General features: G+C 68.2%; 16 protein-coding genes. 10 read left to right on the plus strand and 6 right to left on the minus strand.

Going from position 1 to position 17919, the window contains the following annotated elements; translation table 11 throughout:
• Positions 1–72 precede the first annotated feature (72 nt).
• From EL340_RS01975 to fucP, 4 genes are all read left to right on the plus strand, one after another.
• Positions 73–1848: an L-fucose isomerase gene (locus EL340_RS01975; protein WP_126413191.1), complete on the plus strand. Its 1776-nt coding sequence runs from the start codon at positions 73–75 to the stop codon at positions 1846–1848.
• Positions 1849–1860: 12 nt separating this feature from the next.
• A complete protein-coding gene (locus EL340_RS01980; RefSeq protein WP_126413192.1) occupies positions 1861–3369 on the plus strand; it encodes a rhamnulokinase in 1509 nt (502 codons plus the stop codon).
• Between the two features lie 70 nt (positions 3370–3439).
• Positions 3440–3871, plus strand: coding sequence for an RbsD/FucU family protein (locus EL340_RS01985; RefSeq protein ID WP_126413193.1), 432 nt, complete (start codon positions 3440–3442; stop codon positions 3869–3871).
• Positions 3868–5202, plus strand: coding sequence for an L-fucose:H+ symporter permease (gene fucP / locus EL340_RS01990; protein WP_126413194.1), 1335 nt, complete (start codon positions 3868–3870; stop codon positions 5200–5202). The genes EL340_RS01985 and fucP overlap by 4 nt, the downstream gene beginning before the upstream one ends.
• A gap of 85 nt (positions 5203–5287) precedes the next feature.
• Here fucP and EL340_RS01995 read toward each other — a convergent pair whose 3' ends face one another.
• The 5 genes from EL340_RS01995 to EL340_RS02015 form a co-directional block, all read right to left on the minus strand.
• Positions 5288–6616, minus strand: a complete 1329-nt coding sequence (locus EL340_RS01995; protein WP_126413195.1) for an alpha-L-fucosidase — start codon at positions 6614–6616, stop codon at positions 5288–5290.
• A 3-nt stretch (positions 6617–6619) separates the two neighbouring features.
• Positions 6620–7456: a carbohydrate ABC transporter permease gene (locus tag EL340_RS02000; protein WP_126413196.1), complete on the minus strand. Its 837-nt coding sequence runs from the start codon at positions 7454–7456 to the stop codon at positions 6620–6622.
• A complete protein-coding gene (locus tag EL340_RS02005) occupies positions 7446–8363 on the minus strand; it encodes a carbohydrate ABC transporter permease (RefSeq protein ID WP_232023179.1) in 918 nt (305 codons plus the stop codon). The genes EL340_RS02000 and EL340_RS02005 overlap by 11 nt, the downstream gene beginning before the upstream one ends.
• Positions 8363–9613 (minus strand): ABC transporter substrate-binding protein, encoded by a 1251-nt coding sequence (locus EL340_RS02010; RefSeq protein ID WP_197722334.1) that lies wholly within the window; start codon positions 9611–9613, stop codon positions 8363–8365. The genes EL340_RS02005 and EL340_RS02010 overlap by 1 nt, the downstream gene beginning before the upstream one ends.
• A gap of 377 nt (positions 9614–9990) precedes the next feature.
• Positions 9991–10989, minus strand: a complete 999-nt coding sequence (locus EL340_RS02015) for a LacI family DNA-binding transcriptional regulator (protein ID WP_126413197.1) — start codon at positions 10987–10989, stop codon at positions 9991–9993.
• A 163-nt stretch (positions 10990–11152) separates the two neighbouring features.
• Here EL340_RS02015 and coaD point away from each other — a divergent pair, with 163 nt between their 5' ends.
• The 6 genes from coaD to EL340_RS02045 all read left to right on the plus strand — a co-directional run bounded on the left by coaD (position 11153) and on the right by EL340_RS02045 (position 15733).
• Complete coding sequence (gene coaD, locus EL340_RS02020) at positions 11153–11749, plus strand: pantetheine-phosphate adenylyltransferase (protein ID WP_126413198.1); 597 nt, start codon at positions 11153–11155, stop codon at positions 11747–11749.
• On the plus strand, positions 11746–12297 hold the full coding sequence (locus tag EL340_RS02025; RefSeq protein WP_126413199.1) for an ATP synthase subunit B family protein: 552 nt from the start codon (positions 11746–11748) through the stop codon (positions 12295–12297). The genes coaD and EL340_RS02025 overlap by 4 nt, the downstream gene beginning before the upstream one ends.
• A gap of 165 nt (positions 12298–12462) precedes the next feature.
• Positions 12463–13083, plus strand: a complete 621-nt coding sequence (locus EL340_RS02030) for a YceD family protein (RefSeq protein WP_126413200.1) — start codon at positions 12463–12465, stop codon at positions 13081–13083.
• Positions 13083–13877, plus strand: coding sequence for a ribonuclease III (gene rnc / locus EL340_RS02035; RefSeq protein ID WP_126413201.1), 795 nt, complete (start codon positions 13083–13085; stop codon positions 13875–13877). Before EL340_RS02030 ends, rnc begins: the two co-directional genes overlap by 1 nt.
• Entirely contained in the window at positions 13877–14971 is a 1095-nt protein-coding gene (gene mutM / locus EL340_RS02040) for a bifunctional DNA-formamidopyrimidine glycosylase/DNA-(apurinic or apyrimidinic site) lyase (protein ID WP_126413202.1), read from the plus strand. The genes rnc and mutM overlap by 1 nt, the downstream gene beginning before the upstream one ends.
• Positions 14972–15073: 102 nt before the next feature.
• Complete coding sequence (locus tag EL340_RS02045; RefSeq protein ID WP_126413203.1) at positions 15074–15733, plus strand: response regulator; 660 nt, start codon at positions 15074–15076, stop codon at positions 15731–15733.
• Positions 15734–15810: 77 nt separating this feature from the next.
• Here EL340_RS02045 and EL340_RS02050 read toward each other — a convergent pair whose 3' ends face one another.
• Positions 15811–17916 (minus strand): GAF domain-containing sensor histidine kinase, encoded by a 2106-nt coding sequence (locus tag EL340_RS02050; protein WP_126413204.1) that lies wholly within the window; start codon positions 17914–17916, stop codon positions 15811–15813.
• Positions 17917–17919: the final 3 nt, after the last annotated feature.

Consider the following 17919-nt stretch of genomic DNA (forward strand, 5'->3'; position numbering starts at 1 on the left):
TAGGGTCATGCTTTGTTTGCGCTCACATTCATGTGGGTCCTGGTCATCGTCGCCCAGTGAAAGGAACCTGTCATGCCCACCGCGTCCTACCCCGTCATCGGAATCCGTCCTCTCATCGACGGTCGTCGTCGCGGCGTGAGGGAGTCCCTCGAGGACAAGACCGCTCAGCTGGCCAAGGATGTCGCCGAGCTCATCTCCTCCCACCTGACCTACCCCGACGGCAGCCCGGTGCGCTGCGTCGTCTCCGAGACCGCGATCGGGGGAGTGGCCGAGGCCAACCGCTGCAAGGAGCAGTTCCGCACCGAGAACGTGTGCGCCGACCTGACCGTCACCGCCTCCTGGAACTACATCACCGAGGTCCTCGATCTCGACCCCTCGATCCCGCACGCCATCTGGGGCTTCAACGGCACCGAGCGCCCCGGGGCCGTGACCCTGGCCGCTGCGGCAGCCGCCTACAACATGCTGGGCATTCCCTGCTTCGGCATCTACGGTCATGACGTCCAGGACGCCGACGCCTCCGGCCTGACCGACGACGTCGTCGAGAACATCCTGCGCTACGCCCGCGCCGCCCTCGGCGTCGGCCTCATGAAGGGGCGCAGCTACCTCTCGATCGGGACGGTCTCCATGGGGATCGCGGGCTGCCGCGTCCCCGAGCAGTTCTTCGTCGACTACCTGGGGATGCGCGCCGAGTACATCGACATGATCGAGATCGACCGCCGTATCGCCAACGGCATCTACGACCACGAGGAGTACGAGACCGCCCTGGCCTGGGCTCGCGAGCACCTCACCATCGGGGAGAACCGCAACCCCGAGGCCAACCGCTTCACCCAGGAGGAGTACGACGAGCAGTTCGACTACTGCATCAAGATGCTCCTCATCGGCCGTGACCTCATGGAGGGCAACCCCGCCCTGGCCGAGCTGGGCTTCGTCGAGGAGGCCGACGGGCACGACGCCATCGCGGCCGGCTTCCAGGGACAGCGCCAGTGGACGGACTACAAGCCCAACGGCGACATCCTCGAGACCTTCCTCAACACCACCTTCGACTGGAACGGCAAGCGGCCGGAGAAGGTCTTCGCCACGGAGGGCGACGCCGGCAACGCCGTCGCCATGCTCTTCAACTCCGTCCTGACCCACCGCCCCCAGCTCTTCAGCGACGTGCGCACCTACTGGAGCCCCGAGGCCGTCGAACGGGTCACCGGCTACCGGCTTGAGGGACGGGCGGAGCACGGGTTCATCGACCTGCGCAACTCCGGGGCGACGACCCTCAACGCCACCGGGCAGGAGAAGGACGCCAAGGGCAACCCGATCATCAAGCACTGGTGGGAGATCACCGAGGCGGACATCAAGGCCGACCTGGAGGCCTCCACCTTCCACGCAGCCACCCGCGAGTACTTCCCCGGAGGCGGGTTCTCCACCCACTTCACCACCGCCGGCGGCATGCCCGTGACCGCGACCCGTCTCAACTTCGTGGCCGGCCAGGGGCCGGTCCTCCAGATCTCCGAGGGCTGGACCGTGGAGCTGCCCGACGACGTGCGCGACCAGATCGTCAACCGCACCGACCCGACCTGGCCGACGACCTTCTTCGTCCCGCGACTGACCGGCCAGGGTGCCTTCACCTCCGTCTACGACTGGATGGCCAACTGGGGCGCCAACCACACGGCCACCGGCTACGGGCACTTCGGCGCCGACCTCATCACCCTGGCCTCGATGCTGCGCATCCCGGTCTACATGCACAACGTCGAGCGCGAGAGGATCCTGCGCCCCAAGGCCTGGGTCCCCTTCGGCACCGCCGAGCCCGAGAGCGCCGACTTCAGGGCCTGCGCCGCCTTCGGTCCCCTCTACCGCTGAAGGAACGCAGCCATGACGAGCACCGACGAGCACCGTCCGACCACGGGCCGCGGCGGGGTGAGGGCCGAGCACCACGCCCTGGCCCTCGACCTCGGCTCCAGCTCCGTGCGAGCGGTTCTGGGAAGCTACCGGCAAGGGACCGTCAGCACCGAGGAGGTCTACCGGCTCCACCACCAGGCGGTGGACGACCACGGCACCCTCACCTGGGACCTCGAGCGCATCATGGACGGTGTTCGTCGGAGCATCGTCGAGGCAACGCGGCGCCTGGGGCGCCTGCCCGACTCCATCGGGATCGACACCTGGGGCGTCGACTACGGACTCCTCGACGCCCGGGGCGCCCTGCTGCGCGCTCCCCGCGCCTACCGAGACCGGCGCATGTCCCGGTGGGCCGCGGACCTGGACCGGGCCGTCACCCCTCAGACGGCCTGGCGGGAGACCGGCATCCTGCCCCAGCAGATCAACACGGTCTACCAGCTCTACGCGGACCTGAGGGAGGACCCCGACCTCGTTGAGCGAGTCGACCGATTCCTACCGCTGCCCGACCTGGTGGCGCACCTGCTCGGCGCCCCGGCCGAGGTGGGACGGGCCATCGCCTCGACCACCGGGCTCGCCTCGCCGGGAGCGCACCACTGGTCGTCGCAGGTGATGGGGGCCGCCGGAGTCCCCGAGCGGTGGATGCCCCCGCTCGTCGACGACGCCACGGTGGCCGGGACGACGTCGGAGGGGGTCACCATCGTGCGCCCCGGCGGACACGACACCGCCTGCGCCGTCCACGCGCTCGGACTGGCCGATGACGAGGTGCGCCTGTTCATCTCCTCCGGGTCGTGGAGCCTCATCGGGGCCACCGTTCCCCGCCCCGTCCTGGACGAGGCGGCGCTGCGGGCCGGACTGACCAACGAGGTCCGCACCGACGGCGGCATCCGGCTCCTGCGCAACCTCACCGGGTTCTGGCTCCTCCAGGAGTGCCAGCGCTCCTGGAACGAGCCCGACACGGGGGCGCTGGTCAAGGCGGCGGGGGAGTGCGCCTCGCTCGGTGTGGTGATCGACCCCGACGACGAGCTCTTCGCCGCCCCCGGGGACATGCCCGACAAGATCGCCGACTGGTGCCGCCTGCGCTACAAGGTGGAGCCGGAGGGGCCCGCGCAGACGGTCCGGCTCATCCTGGAGTCCCTTGCCTGCGCCCACGCCGCCTACGCCCAGGGGCTGCAGGACGTCGTCGGCGACCTGCTGGACCGCACCGCCCCGATCCACCTGGTGGGAGGCGGGGCGCGCAACAGCCTTCTGCCGGCGATGACGGCGGCGGCCTGCCACCGCCGGGTCGTTGTCGGCACCCCGGAGGCCAGCGCCCTGGGCAACATCCTCGCCCAGCTCGAGGCCGTCGGGGTGCTCGACCCGGCTGCCCGCGGCGAGGTGCTGCGCCGCAGCGTCCGCCCCGTCGAGGTCGGGGCCTGTCAGTCCATGACGGACCCCGCCTCCTTCGACGCCATGCGAGAGCGGCTGCTCAACGCCACCGCCCGCTGACCACGGCGCACCCGCGCCCCCACCCACTCTCACACGAACACCCACCCACTCACTCACGAAAGGAGCGACGATGCTCCGCAACATCCCCGCCAACCTCTCACCCGACCTCGTCAAGATCCTGCTCGAGATGGGGCATGGCGACGAGATCCTTCTGGCAGACGCGAACTTCCCCGGACATCACCTCCACCCCACCACGGTGCGCGCCGACGGACTGGGAATTCCCGACCTGCTGAGGTCCATCCTCACGCTCATGCCCCTGGACCGGTACAGCAGCTACCAGGTGGCTCTCATGGAAACGGTCGGCGACGACCCCCGGCCCCCGGTGTGGGACGTCTACGAGCAGATCTGGAACGAGGCCGAGAAGGACGCTGGACCCGTGAGCGTCAGGACGATCGAGCGTATGGCCTTCTACGACTACACCCCGAGCGTCTACGCCGTCGTCGTCACCGGGGAGACCGCCCTGTACGGAAATCTCATCCTCAAGAAGGGCGTGCTGTCATGACCGCCATCCGACCCGCTGCGGCCGGTGTCGAGGCGGGCCCCGTCCAGGAGGCCCGCTCCAGCCGCGGATTCCTGTACCCCGGGATGGTGGTGCCCTTCTGCCTGCTGGTCTCCTGCTTTGCCGCTTGGGGTCTGGCCGGGAACATGACTGACCCGCTGGTCAAGGTGTTCCGCTCCGTGTTCTCCATGACGAACCTGCAGTCCTCCCTGGTGCAGTCCGCCTACTACGGCGCCTACTTCTGCCTGGCGATTCCTGCGGCCTTCATCAACAGCCGCCTGGGTTACAAGGGTGGAGTCCTGATCGGGCTGGTACTGGCGGGAACCGGTGGGCTCCTGTTCATCCCGGCGGCGTACGTGATGACCTACTCGGTCTTCCTGACCGCCCTGTTCACCCTGGCTGCTGGTCTGTCCATCCTGGAGACCAGTGCCAACCCGTTTGTGATGGCCATGGGGCCGGAGCACAACGCCACACGGCGGCTCAACTTCGCGCAGGCCTTCAACCCTATCGGTTCCAACCTGGGGGTGCTGCTGGCCGCCCTGCTGATCCTGCCCAAGGTGAACCCGGCTACCGCCGAGCAGCGCGCGGCCATGAGCCATGAGGCTCTGCTGGCCACTCAGAGCACCGAGCTCAGAGCCGTGATGGGCCCCTATGTCGCCCTCGGGCTGCTCTACATTCTGCTGGCCGTCATGATCGGCCGGGTCAAGGTCAAGGAGCGGCCGACGGAGTCCATGACGGGTGACAGCGGTGGTCCGGGAAGGCTCATGCGCCTGATTCGGAACAGGCGTTACAGCTTCGGGGTGGTGGCGCAGTACTTCAACGTCTCCGCGCAGACCTGTATCTGGACCTACACCCTGCACTATGTCACCAGTGCTCTGGGCGTCTCGGATGAAGTGGCCGGTTACTGGCTTCAGGCCAGCCTGATCGTCTTCCTGGTCTTCCGTTTCCTCATGGTGGGTCTCATGGGCAGGTACGACGCGCGCAAGCTGCTTCTGGTCATGTGCTCCATCGGAGTCGCGCTCTCCTTGTTCGCGATGGTGAGTGTGAACATTCTGGGAGTGCTCGCCATCATCTCCCTATCCGCGTGCATCTCCCTCCTGTTCCCCACCATCTACGGGGAGGCCCTGATGGGGCTGGGGGAGGACACCAAGTACGGGGCTGCCGGCCTGGTCATGGCCATCATCGGCGGAGCCACCATGCCCCTGGTGCAAAGCGCCATCATGGACCGAACCTCTGCCGCAGTGTCCTATGTCACGGTCGCTGGTTGCTTCCTGGTGGTGGCTGCCTACGGGCTCTACACGCTGCGCACACCAAGGCCCATCAGCGCAGCCTGACGCGTCCATCCATCTCGGGGCACCTGCCATCATGTTCTCTCTCCGCCCACTTCGTACCAAGTGGGCGGAGAGAAGACTGTGGGTGTCAGCGCAGGCGCTCGGCCAGGACGATCCCAGGGCCCAGCGCGGTGGGTGCCGCCGTGAGCAGGCCGTGGTCGCGGCTCACCCGTGTCTGCTCGTCGCCGGCCCTTGAGGAGCCCCAGTCGAACTCCTCGGGCAGACGGTCGAGCGGGATCTCGACGTCGTCCAGCGCGAAGAGCACGGCATGGTCCCCGTGAGACATGAGTCGTGCCCCCGGGAACGACCCCGTCCGATCCATGAGCTCCGGGCAGGGACGGGACAGCTCCGGCCTTGCTGCACGCATCCACGCACCTAGCCCTTGCAGGCAGGCCCGCTGGGGACCGGGAATGGTGCCGTCCGCACGCGGACCGACATTGAGCAGAAGACGTCCTCCCCGTGAGACCACGTCGACCAGATGATGAGCGGCGGCGGCCCCGGTGAGGTACTGCCCATCACCCTCCAGCCGGTTGTAGCCGAAGGACAGCCCGATTCCGCGACAGTTCTCCCACCGGTCCGCCGCCTCAGAGCCACGCATCGCCTGGTACTCGCTGGTCTCGTAATCGGAGTGGAACCCGCCGAAGCGGTCGTTGACGACGCCCTCCGGACACAGTGCGTAGTAGTGCTCAAGCAGCGTTCCCAAGCCGTAGGAATCGAAGTTCTTGGCGCAGTCCGGCCATTCGATATCATTCCAGAAGACATCAGGGCGATATCGCTTGAACAGATCAAGACAGTGGTTGAAGATATAGCGGCCGTACTCGGGGTCAACTGTCCTCGCAAGGCGTTCCAGGTCCTTCTCGCTCACAATGACGGGAAAAGGTCGATAATGCCAGTCCACGCCACCCGAATAATACACCCCGAAACGCATTCCCGCCTTACGTGCTGCCTGAGATATCTCCTCGGTGAGGTTCCGTCGAGGGCCTCGGTGGACTGTGTTGCGCCCGTAGGTCTCAGGGGCGTCCCATAGGGTAATGCCGTCGTGGTGCTTGGTCGTCGGGATGACGAGCCCCGCCCCGGCCTCCTTGAATAAAGAGGCCCAGTCGTCAGGGTCGAAGTGCTCTGCGTGCCACATGTCCAGAAAGTAGTCGTATGGCAGGGACCCGTAGGTCTCTCGATGGTGTTTTCCTGCCGGACTGCCTGGAATGCGTATGGTGTTGAAGTACCACTCAGCGTAGGAGTTATGGGTGAACCACGTCTTCTCGTCGGGCTCCGTGCCAAGCTCTCCGTGAGGTTCGGCCCAACTGGGTACTGAGTATGCTCCCCAGTGAATGAAGATGCCAAGAGGGGTGTCGTCCAGCCATTTCGGTTGGTGAGTTCCCAGACGGTCCCTGTGCTGCGAAGCAGTGGGGCGATTCATGAGTCAACGACCTCCGAAGGCGCCGAGGGTGACACCTTTTTCCAGCTGGCTCTGCAGGAAGGTGACAATGAAGAAGGACGGTATGACCGACATGGACACGGCGGCCATCATGGGGCCCCAGTCGGTTCCCCTCTCGCCTGAGAACATTTGAAGTCCCAGTGAGATCGTGGCCAGGTCTGCGTCATTGATGACGATAAGCGGCCACAGGAACGTGGACCAGTAGTCGATGAAGGAAAAGACTCCGACGACGAGCACCGGGGCCCTGAGTAGCGGGATAAGGATGTGCCAGAGGATCTTGAGATCGCCGGCCCCGTCGATTCTTGCCGCCTCCTCGAACTCCAGAGGCAGGCTCAGGATGAACTGTCGGATGAGGAACGCTCCGAAGGCCCCGAAGGCGAATGGAAGGATGAGGGCCGTGTAGCTGTTGACCAGTCCCAGACGTTGGAAGCCGATGTACAGGGGGATGACAAGCACCTCCTGCGGAAGTACCAGGGTTCCCAGAAACAGCATGAACAGGTGGTCGCGGAACCGAAACCGAAGTCTGGCGAAGGCGTACGCGCTCAGTAGTGAGACCGTCATGGTCAGGGCGGCGCCGCACGTCGAGACGAGGATCGAGTTCAGGATGATGCGACCCAGGGGGATCTGGCGAGTTGCCTCGGTGTAGTTGTCCCACGCGAGGCGCGAGCCGGTGAAAGAGGCTCCGGTGGAGAACACCTCGGACGTGGGCTTGAGGGAGGACGCCAGCATCCAGGCGAAGGGGAAGAGGAACGCTATCGCGATCAGCGTGAGTAGCGAGTAGGAAACAAGCCTGCTGATCCTGGAGCGGTGCTCAAGAGTCATAGTTCACCCACCTCTTCTGCTGGCTGAACTGAAGGGCTGTCAGCAGCATGACGATAACGAATAGTACCCATGCCAGGGCGGAGGCGTACCCGAGCTTGTCGAAGGAGAATCCATTGCGGTACAGGGCGAGTACGATGGTGTTCGTCGACTCTCCCGGGCCGCCTTTGGTGAGGAAGAAGGGCTGGGCGAACACCTTGAACGCCCCGATGACCGTCATCACGGTGCAGAAGAAGAAGGTGGGAGACAGGATCGGGAAGACGACCTGAAAGAATCGTCTCACTCCCGTGGCGCCATCGAGCTCGCTCGCCTCAAGAACTGAGGGATTGATCCCGTTCAGTCCGGCGGTGAGGACCACGATATTGTATCCAAGTCCCTGCCACAGGCTCATGATAACAAGGGAGGTCATCGCCAGGTTCGGGTTGTTCAACCAGGGAAGCGATGGAACTCCTATGCTGTTGAGTGCAGAGTTGACGACTCCGTCATCATTGAGAAGGAGACGCCAGATCAGTGCGTTTCCGGCCATTGGAGTGACAACGGGGATGAAGAAGATGATACGGAGGGTGCGGGAGAACCTGCTGGGCAGGTGCTGCAGCCAGTAGGATATCCCGGTGGAGATGATGAGGTTGGCCGCCGTATACAGGAGCGCAAATACTACCGTGTTCCTGAGGATTGTGTAGAAGGCCGGATCCTCGCCTGAGAACATTCGTCGATAGTTTTCAACGCCTATGAACTCCGAGGTTCCTAGGAGTGACCATGAGAACAATGAGATGATCAGCGATGCGATCAGGGGAATGGCGATGAATATGATGAATCCGGTCATTCCGGGTGCCAGGTACGCGAGAACACGTAGTCTGCTCCGGAGACCTCCACGGTTCCCGCGGCTTTCCGCGACGGTGGCTGTTCCCATCAGCCGGCACTTTCTTGCAGGTCCTTGAGGATGTCCGCAGCGGTGCGCGAGCCTCGATAGCCCTCGGGGCTGTACTGGGTGAATGAGGTCACGATCTGGTTCCAGTTGGCCGGTGTGACCAGGGGGGTGCCATGGTCCAGGAGGTACTTGATCGCATCGACGCTCCCGGCCGGCTTGCCCTCGGCCCATCCGTCGATCTGGGAGCTGATGGATGGCACCGTACCGCGGGTGCGTGCCACCTTGCCGACGACCTCGGGGCTGACCAGCTTCATAATGTTCTTGAACGCGGCGTCCTTGTCCGGGCAATTCTTGCCGATACCGAAGCCCGATCCCTGGATGACGCCGACGGACTGCCCGGAGTCGCTGGGGATGACGCACACACCCAGGTTCTCGCCGAGCTGCTCGGCGAAGGTTGAGTACATCCAGGGGCCGTCGATGAGGGAGGCGGCCTGACCGGACGTGAAGGCGCCCTGGGCAACCTCGTCGCCGTCCGAGGCGGAGGGTGCCTTGGCGTAGCCGTTCACGGCAGCAAGATCGAAAGCCTTCTGAACCGATGAGACGAAGGTGGCGGAGGTCAGGGAGAGGTTGCCCTTGTCGTCGAGAGCGGTGGCACCGTTGGCGTAGGCGAATGCTCCGGGGGCGGTGTCCATGAGGCTCGGCTTGATGGCCATGCCGACCTTGCCGTCAGTGGTCAGGGACTTCATGTCCGACAGGAACTGCTCGTAGGTGTATCCGGTTGTCGGCTCCGTGAGGCCCGCTGCGCTGAAGGACTGTCGGTTGTAGAACATGACGCAGGGTTCGGCGTCGTAGGGGAGCGCGTAAAGCTTGCCGTCCACCGTCATGCCCTCAATCATGGCCTTGTTGAAGACTGACGTGTCGACCCCGTGCGTCTTGATGAGATCGTCCAGCGGCTCCATGATGCCGACGAGCTCCTTCGTCCGGGCTGCCTGCGTGGTCAGGATCCCCGGAGCGTCGGCGGCCGTCATCCGAGTCTTCGCCTTCGTGAAGTAGTCGTTGTAGCTGGGACCTGAGAAGTCGAGCTTGAAGTCGGGGTCGGTCTCTTTGACGGCGTCGACGAAGGCCTGCCACTGGGCGCGGTCCGACTCGCTGGACACCCAGGTGAACATCTGGGTCGGGGCGTTGTCGTTCTTGCTCTTGCCCGATGAGCACGATGACAACAGGGCTGCTCCTGCTCCGCTCAGGAGCGATGCTGAGATGAGGGTACGGCGGGAGAGTGATGCTGGGGTCACGGTCTTCTCTCTTCGTTGAGCGAGCGGGGCTGCCTCGTTGCTGCTGCCGCTGGGGTCCGACGGCCTCGTCGGAACTGGTGGATGATGGCGCTCACATTAGTTGAGTCACAGAAAGGTGTCAAGCCTCACTGCTTGCTGAATCGTTGGCAATCAAGCGGAATTAGCGGGATTTTATGGATAGTCGAGGAGGTTCTCGAAGGCGTCACGATCATGGGTGACGAGAGGAGAGTGAGCGCTGACATCGTTGCTCCTGCCTCCCCTGCTCATCAGTTGCTGCACAGTCGTGCGCCGTGCGGGGTGGTTGCGGGTGCGCTCGGCCTGGTGGCCGTGTCTCAACTGGGGCTCTACCGGATGCCGATCCTGAGGAGGGGCGTGGCTCAGGCCCCCGCCGTTGACGACCTGACGACTAGCTGCGGCTCGAGAGAGATGCTGTGGGGCTGCTCGCCGCCGACGAGCTCGTCGGACAGGCTCAGCGAGGCCCGCCCCAGGGCGTCGAAGTCCTGCGTGATGCTCGACAGGGACGGAGTCGCCCACCGTGCCAGGGGAATGTCGTCGAAGCCGATGACGGCGACGTCGTCGGGGATCCGCACGCCGGCGGCGAGCAGCTCGTGGCACAGGCCCAGGGCGATGTCATCGTTGCCGGCGAAGACGGCGTCGGGCAGACCGCTGTCGAGCAGGCGCCGAGCGACCCTGGCGCCGGCGTCTCCCGTCCAGGAGTCCGTTCCCACCCAGCGACCAGGGACTCCGGCCTCGGCGCACACCGCCTGGTAGGCGGCGAGCCGCTCGGAGGCGTCCTGCCACGACAGGTCCCCGGTGACATGGAGCGGTCGTGTGCGCCCCTGGGCGAGAAGATGCTCTGTCGCCAACCTGGCCCCCATCGCCTGGTCGATGGAGACGGTCGATAGCGCGGAGAACTCGTGCTGACCCGAGATGATGGCAACGACAGGGCCTCGGTGGCGCTGAGACGACAGGACGGCAAGAACGTCGGCGCGCTGGGCGAGGACGACGGTGGCGGCAACACGGTGGCCGTGAAGATGGGCAAGGGCCTCCTTGACCGAATCCGGCGATCCGTCGTCAGCGGTGGCGAGAACGAACGTGTCTCCCCGCTCACGAACGGCCCTGGCGATTGCGGAGAAGGTGGAGGCCATGCCGTGGGAGAGCCCGGCGGTCAGAAGGATCCCGACGGCCCCCGAGGATCCCGACGCCAGCAGACGTGCGGCAAGATTGGGCTCGTAGCCCAGTGCCTGGACGGCCGTCAGCACCTTCTGACGCGTCTCAGGGCGGACCGACGGGTGGTTGTTGAGCACGCGGGAGACGGTCTGAGACGAGACTCCGACTGCGTCAGCCACGTCACTGAGAGTCACGCGTGTGGGCACATGAGAAATATTAGCAGCGCCTTCGCGCAGTTCTGAGATATCGGCGGCCGCCAGGTTCGAGAGGCGTCGTGCTGTCGTGCAGCGTGAGAGCGGGCGCGCCGTTGAGCAGGACAACGCGGCGCGCGTCCCGCACGGCGACACGCCCAGCCAGTAGCGTGGCCGCATGAGCCTGGCCGTCTACCCCGGAAGCTTCGACCCCCTCACCCTGGGGCACGTCGATATCGCCGCCCGCGCGACCACGCTCTTCGACGTCGTCGTCATCGGTATCGCCCACAACGCGGCCAAGGCCGGGCGCCACCTGCTCGACGTCGAGGAACGCCTGTCCCTGGCCAGGGCCTCCACCTCCCACCTGCCCGGCGTCGAGGTGGACCTCGTCCCCGGGCTGCTGGCCGACTACTGCCGCCGGCGCGGCGCGAACGCCGTCATCAAGGGGCTGCGCAACGGCAGCGACCTCGATGCCGAGCTGCCCATGGCGCTGCTCAACCGGGACCTGGGCGCCCCCGAGACCGTCTTCCTGGCCGCCTCGCCCGCCCACGCCCACATCTCCTCCTCCCTCGTCAAGGACGTCGCCGGCTACGGTCGGGACGTCTCCGCACTCGTCCCACCCGCCGTCGCCCACGCCCTGGAGGCCCGGATCGCCGCCGGAGCGCCACAGCCCGTTCCGCAGGGTGGCGCCCCAGGCCCCGTCCGGAGCGTCCCATCCGGAACCCCGCCAGGCCGCTTCGTCGGCGCCGACCACACACGAGAGGACCTACCGTGACGACCAGCCGCGATGCCGGAGACGACCTGCTGCACATCCTCGATGAGCTCGACGAGCTCATCACCAACGCACGCTCCATGCCGATGAGCGCCTCGGCGATCGTCAACCGGGAGGCCGCCCAGCACCTCATCGATCGGGCACGCGACGCGGTTCCCACCGCCGTCCACCGCGCCGAGAAGATCGTCGCCGATGCCGACGCCGTCCTGGCCGAGGGCCGGGCCGAGTCCGAGCGGCTCGTCCAGTACGCCCAGGAGGAGTCCGAGCGCCTGGTGGCCGGCGAGAACATCGTGCGCATGGCCAACGACCGGGCCGACAGCATCGTGGCGGCGGCCGAGGACAAGGCCGCCTCCCTGCGCCACGGGGCCGACGAGTACTCCGACAGGGCCCTGGCCTCCCTGGAGGCCGAGGTCGCCAAGGTCGCCGAGCAGATCCGCGCCGGCCGTGAGGTCCTGGCCGGTCGTCTGGGCGGCGGCATGGACCAGTCGGTGGAGGTTCAGGAGCCCGTCCGCCGCCGCTCCGGCTGGTCCGTGGACCCCTCCGCCCGCTGAGCCTCCGGTGCCCTCACCCCACCGGGTACGCTCGCGCCAGACAACTGTCCATCACCTCGCCCGCCACCGGTCCGGTGCTGCGCCCGCCCCGGCCCACCAGCACATCGCGGCCCAGCACAGACACCCCGTTGGACGCGGCGCGGTCAACCAGCAGTGGAGGAAACCATGTCAGGACTCGTCGTCGACATCGTCGACCTGCCCCGTGCCACCGGCTCGGTCAAGAATCTGCAGATCCACACCCCCGCGCCCGCCGATCTGGGCACCGAGGTCATCGGCGTGCCCGAGGGCAGCGACCTCGCCCTCGACGTCACCCTGACCTCCATGGACGACGGCGTCCTGGCCCACGCCGACGCCGACCTCCACGTCCATGGCGAGTGCGTGCGGTGCCTGCGCGATCTCGACGAGGACCGCACCGTGAGGATCGACGAGCTCTACCTCTTCCCCGAGGCCATCGAGGCCCAGCGGGCAGAGGGCGACGAGGAGGCCGATGAGCTCCTCGCCGTCGGGGAGACCACGCTGGACCTCGAGCCCGCGCTGCGCGACGCCCTGGTTCCCACGCTGCCGTTCCAGCCCCTGTGCCGTCCCGACTGCCCCGGGCTGTGCCCCGACTGCGGACAGCGGCTCGAGGACCTGCCCGCCGACCACCACCACGAGGTCCTCGACCCGCGCTGGTCCGCGCTGGCCGGTCTGCTCCAGACCGAGACCGACCAGCAGGCCGGCCAGCAGGCCGATCAGGAGGACGACGGTGAGGGCCCTCGGGAGGACGCGCAGAGGGACCGGTCCTGATGGCCCGACGCCGCACCGCCCCGCCCGCGCGCACCGACACCGAGGCGCTCGTCTACCGCTGGGGCCCCAGTATCGACGCCGAGCTCCTCGACCTGGCCCTGACCCACCGCTCCTACGCCCACGAGAACGGCGGCCTGCCCACCAACGAGCGCCTGGAGTTCCTGGGCGACTCCGTCCTGGGCATCATCGTCACCGAGTACCTCTACCGCACCCACGCGGCTGTTCCTGAGGGGCAGCTCGCCAAGATGCGCGCGGCCACGGTCTCCGAGCCGGCCCTGGCCGCCGTCGCCCGCGACCTGGGGCTGGGGGAGTTCATCAGGCTCGGCAAGGGCGAGGCGCTCTCGGGCGGGCGCGACAAGGACTCCATCCTGTCCGACACGGTCGAGGCCCTCATCGGTGCCACCTACCTCACCCACGGCCTGGAGGAGACCCGCACGGTCGTCACCCGGCTCGTCTCGCGCTTCCTGGACTCGGCCCGCACCCGCGGCGCGGGCCTGGACTGGAAGACGAGCCTCCAGGAGCTCACCGCCGCCCACCAGCTCGGCAATCCCGCCTACGAGGTGACCGGTGCCGGCCCCGACCACCAACGGGTCTTCACCGCCAGCGCCATCGTCGACGGCGAGATCATGGGACGGGGCACGGGCAGCTCGAAGAAGATCGCCGAGCACGACGCCGCCGAGGCCGCCTACGCCGCCATCCTCGCCGCCCGCGGTGACGGCGGTCTCGACCTGCCCGGTGTCAACGAGGCCCTGCGCGCCGACCTGCTCTCCCAGCAGGCCTCCCAGCAGAGCTGATGCCCGAGCTCCCCGAGGTCGAGGTGGTGCGGGCCGGGCTCGCCCGACACATGACCGGACGCACCGTGACCCGCGTCGAGGTTCTTGACCCGCGCCCCCTGCGCCGCCAGGACGGCGGAGCGCAGGCCTTCGTCGACCAGCTCACCGGGCGCACCGTCACCGCGGCCGTCCGCCGGGGAAAGTTCCTGTGGCTGCCCCTGGACGACGGGCGCGCCCTGTCGGCCCACCTGGGCATGAGCGGCCAGCTGCTCGTGCGCGGCACCGCTCCCACCAGTGGCCCGGAGCCGGACACCGAGCCGGTGAGCGCCGCGCCCTTCCTGGCCGACCCGGACGCTCGGCCCGGCGGGCGCCCGGTGGACCTGAGCGCCACCGTCCAGCCCCGCTACGTGCGGGATCTTTCGACCTCCCCGCGCCACCTGCGCATCCGTCTCCACCTGAGCGACGCCGCCGCCGGTGGAACCGTTCCAGACCCGGGCTCCGGCGCGGTCCTCGACCTGGTCGACCAGCGCATGCTCGGCGGCCTGCACGTTGTCGACCTGGTCCCCACCGCCGACGGCGCCCCCGGCGGCGCGGGCAGTCCGGAGCCGCTGCTTCCGGCCGACGCCACCCACATCGCCCGCGACCTGCTCGACCCCGCCCTGCAGCGCACCGGCACCGGTGGGGTCGTCGACCGGGTGCGCGCCTCGAATCGCGCCATCAAGACTCTCCTGCTCGATCAGGGGCTCGTCTCCGGCATCGGCAACATCTACGCCGATGAGGGCCTGTGGGAGGCCGGGGTGCACGGGCTGCGCCCCGGGACGGCCCTCGGACCCCGGGTCGTGTCCCGGATCCTTCAGTCCACGGCAGAGGTCATGACCAGGGCCCTGAAGGTCGGCGGCACGAGCTTCGACGCCCTCTACGTCGACGTCGACGGCGCCGCCGGCTTCTTCGCCCGTGAGCTCGGCGCCTACGGTCGCCAGGGACTGGACTGCCGCCGCTGCGGGGCCACCATGCTCCGCGAGGTCCTGGCAGGGCGCTCCCACACCTACTGTCCTCGCTGCCAGACCCGGCCGCGACGTCCCGGCCGGCCGCAGCGTGCGCGCCGGGAGCGCTGAGGCCGGCACCCGCACGTGCCGCCGGACCCGCGCGAACCCCGCGAGAACGGCGCCACGACGCAGCTGTTCATGTGACGTAGGTCCCCGGCCCCTGGTAATGTCATGAGCATGTCACACACCCCCTCCTCGGAGATCGTCCGCGTCATGATCGTGGACGACCACGAGATCGTCCGCCGCGGCATCGCCGAGATCATCGACCGGGCCGACGGGCTCGACGTCGTCGCCGAGGCGGGCTCCCGGGCGGAGGCGGTGCGCCGGGCCGAGCTGGTTCGCCCCGACGTCATCCTCGTGGACCTCCAGCTGCCCGACGGTACGGGCATCGAGCTCATGCAGGAGCTGCGCGACTCGGTGCCCCAGGCCCTGCCGATCGTGCTGACCTCCTTCGACGACGACGAGGCCCTGGCCGAGGCCCTGGCCGCCGGGGCCCGGGCCTACCTGCTCAAGACCGTCCACGGCGCCGAGATCAGCGACGTCGTGCGGGCGGTCGCCTCCGGTCGTGTCCTGCTCGACGAGCGCACCGTCACACGTCGCCGGGCCGACCACGACGACCCCACCGCGGACCTGACCAACGCCGAGCGCAAGGTGCTCGACCTCATCGGCGACGGCCTGTCCAACCGGGAGATCGGCGAGCGCCTCGGTGTCGCCGAGAAGACGGTCAAGAACCACATCACCTCACTGCTGGCCAAGATGGGCCTGCAGCGACGCACCCAGGTGGCCGCCTGGGTCGCCGGCCAGCGGGCCTCGGGCTGGCGCAACGGCTGACCGGCGCGTTCCCCGCGGACGATCTCCTGGGCATACGCGGCAGCGGCCGTGGGGGACCGCGGTCGCCCGCCGCGGGCTCAGCGCAGCCTGCCGCCCTCGCCCAGCGGTACCCGCCAGGTGAAGCAGGTGCCGCGGCGCTCGCCGTCGGACCGGGCCCGTGGGCCGATGACGAAGCTGCCGCCGTGACGGCGGGCCCTCTCGGCCATGTTGGCCGTCCCCGAGCGGCGCTTGACCGACGGGTTGACCCCGACGCCGTCGTCGCGGCAGACGATCTCCACCACCGGGCTGCCCCGGAAGGGCTCGGCGTCCCCCGAGGCATGGCCCTCGTCGTCGCCCGGACCGCAGCACAGCTCCGAGCCCGGAAGCACCCCCTCGATCTTGACGTCCACCGTCACCGAGGAGGCGTGGGCGTGGCGGGCCACGTTGCTCAGGCCCTCGCGCACCACGGCCACCATGTCGTCGGCGATGTCCGGGCCCACGACGGCATCGACCGAGCCGATGAGCCGGTCCTCCTCGTCGCGGTCCGCCTGGGCCAGGCCCCGGCCGTCGACGCTCAGCAGGAGTGAAGGGGCGTAGCCCAGCGCGTTACGGGCCAGGGAGGCCTCCCGTCGCAGTCGCTCGACGACGCCGACCTCCTCGTCACGGTCGCGCAGGGAGCGCACGATGGAGCGGATCTGGCCCACGGAGTCGTCCACGGCCTCCAGAGCGGTGCTCAGCACCGAGCACACCGTGTCCAGCTCCACCTCGGCGGCGCTCCTGTCACCGTCCCGGGCGGCGGCCAGGCGCTCCCGGGCCGCCGAGATCTGCATGCCGGTGGCGAAGAGCTGCTGGATGGCCAGGTCGTGCAGGTCCCGGCCGATCCTGGCCCGCTCGTCCAGGAGGGTGGCCATCTCCTCGGCGTGCTGGGCGTCGGCCAGCTCGAAGGCCATCGTGGCCTGACCCGCCACGAGCTCGGCGATCTCCAGGTCCTGGGCGGTGAACGGGGCCGCGCCCGGGGAGCGCAGCAGCAGCATGACCCCCACGCCCCGACCCCGGTGGATCATCGGGGCGTAGAGAGCCGGTCCGAACCGGGCCAGCTGGGGGACCCGGAGGTCGCCGCCCTGCCAGGCATCCTCCAGCGAGGCCACGACGAGACCGGTCTGGTGGGCCAGGGTGGTCAGGGCTCGGCCCTCGGGCGGGAAGAAGGTGCCGACCAGCTCCCTGGCGTGCTCGCCGTCGGCGATCTCGCAGATCCAGCTCTCACCGATGCTGGGCAGGATGAGCGCCGCGGTGTCGGCGTGGGCGACCTGGCGGACCCGGTGGGCGATGAGGGTCAGCGCGTCGTCCTCCTCGGCGCCGGAGAGCAGCAGCGTCGTCAGCTCCTGGGAGACGGCCATCCACTGCTCACGGTCGCGGGCCTCGCGGTACAGGCGGGCGTTCTCCACGGCCACGGCCGCAGCCTGCGCCAGGGTCAGGACCGCGTCGGCGTCGGAACGCGTGAAGCCGCCTGGCTTGTCGCACAGGTAGAGGTGTCCGTAGACCTGCCCGTGAAGGCGCAGCGGAGCGGAGAGCAGGCTGCCGGTCTCCTCGTCCTCGATGGCGCCGGTGAAGGCCGAGGCCCTTCCCAGGTCGTTGTCGATGACCAGCCCGGTCCCCTCGAGCCCGCTGAGCGGGGAGTGCGCGGACGCACCCGACGCAGCGCTGGAAGCGGTGCCGGCCATCTGGGCGAGCTCATCGAGGGTCGCCGTGGGAACCCCGCTGCACAGCCCGGTGCCCGGGCCCTCGGGGGAGGCGCCCGCCTCGACGGCCTCGACATCCATGTCCGCGTGGCTGAGCACGGCGATCGTTCCCCAGGAGGCGCCCGTGATGGAGCAGGCCGACTCCACCAGGCGGCGCAGCGCGTCGGGGACCCGTAGGGAGCTGGTGAGCCTCAGGGCTGCCTGGATGAGGTCGACAGTCGCCTCATCCAGGCTCGGTCGCAGGGTCGCCGCCTGGCGGCCCCGGGTGGAGACGAGCTGGTCGGCGTGGACGGCGTAGGCCAGGCGCCCCGTCGGAGCGGCCTCCTCGGCGGGCGGTGTCGCCGCCTCCTGGCTCCTTCGGACCGGCATGCGGGGCTGCTCCGGGTCGTCCTCGGGCGCACCGGGGAAGAAGCGGGGGCCCCGTGGGAGTGCCTCTGCTGCGTGCTGCGGGTCGTATGTCGTCATCGT

It is taken from the genome of Actinomyces viscosus (genome assembly GCF_900637975.1).
Classification (GTDB): Bacteria; Actinomycetota; Actinomycetes; order Actinomycetales; family Actinomycetaceae; genus Actinomyces; species Actinomyces viscosus.

Excerpts from the sequence above, each read along its gene's own strand:
- EL340_RS02045 (WP_126413203.1), top strand. The coding sequence starts at position 15,074 with ATGAGCATGTCACACACCCCCTCCTCGGAGATCGTCCGCGTCATGATC.
- EL340_RS02000 (WP_126413196.1), bottom strand. The coding sequence starts at position 7,456 with ATGACTCTTGAGCACCGCTCCAGGATCAGCAGGCTTGTTTCCTACTCG.
- coaD (WP_126413198.1), top strand. The coding sequence starts at position 11,153 with ATGAGCCTGGCCGTCTACCCCGGAAGCTTCGACCCCCTCACCCTGGGG.
- EL340_RS02030 (WP_126413200.1), top strand. The coding sequence starts at position 12,463 with ATGTCAGGACTCGTCGTCGACATCGTCGACCTGCCCCGTGCCACCGGC.
- rnc (WP_126413201.1), top strand. The coding sequence starts at position 13,083 with ATGGCCCGACGCCGCACCGCCCCGCCCGCGCGCACCGACACCGAGGCG.
- EL340_RS02005 (WP_232023179.1), bottom strand. The coding sequence starts at position 8,363 with ATGGGAACAGCCACCGTCGCGGAAAGCCGCGGGAACCGTGGAGGTCTC.
- EL340_RS01985 (WP_126413193.1), top strand. The coding sequence starts at position 3,440 with ATGCTCCGCAACATCCCCGCCAACCTCTCACCCGACCTCGTCAAGATC.
- EL340_RS01995 (WP_126413195.1), bottom strand. The coding sequence starts at position 6,616 with ATGAATCGCCCCACTGCTTCGCAGCACAGGGACCGTCTGGGAACTCAC.
- EL340_RS01975 (WP_126413191.1), top strand. The coding sequence starts at position 73 with ATGCCCACCGCGTCCTACCCCGTCATCGGAATCCGTCCTCTCATCGAC.
- EL340_RS02050 (WP_126413204.1), bottom strand. The coding sequence starts at position 17,916 with ATGACGACATACGACCCGCAGCACGCAGCAGAGGCACTCCCACGGGGC.
- EL340_RS01980 (WP_126413192.1), top strand. The coding sequence starts at position 1,861 with ATGACGAGCACCGACGAGCACCGTCCGACCACGGGCCGCGGCGGGGTG.
- fucP (WP_126413194.1), top strand. The coding sequence starts at position 3,868 with ATGACCGCCATCCGACCCGCTGCGGCCGGTGTCGAGGCGGGCCCCGTC.
- mutM (WP_126413202.1), top strand. The coding sequence starts at position 13,877 with ATGCCCGAGCTCCCCGAGGTCGAGGTGGTGCGGGCCGGGCTCGCCCGA.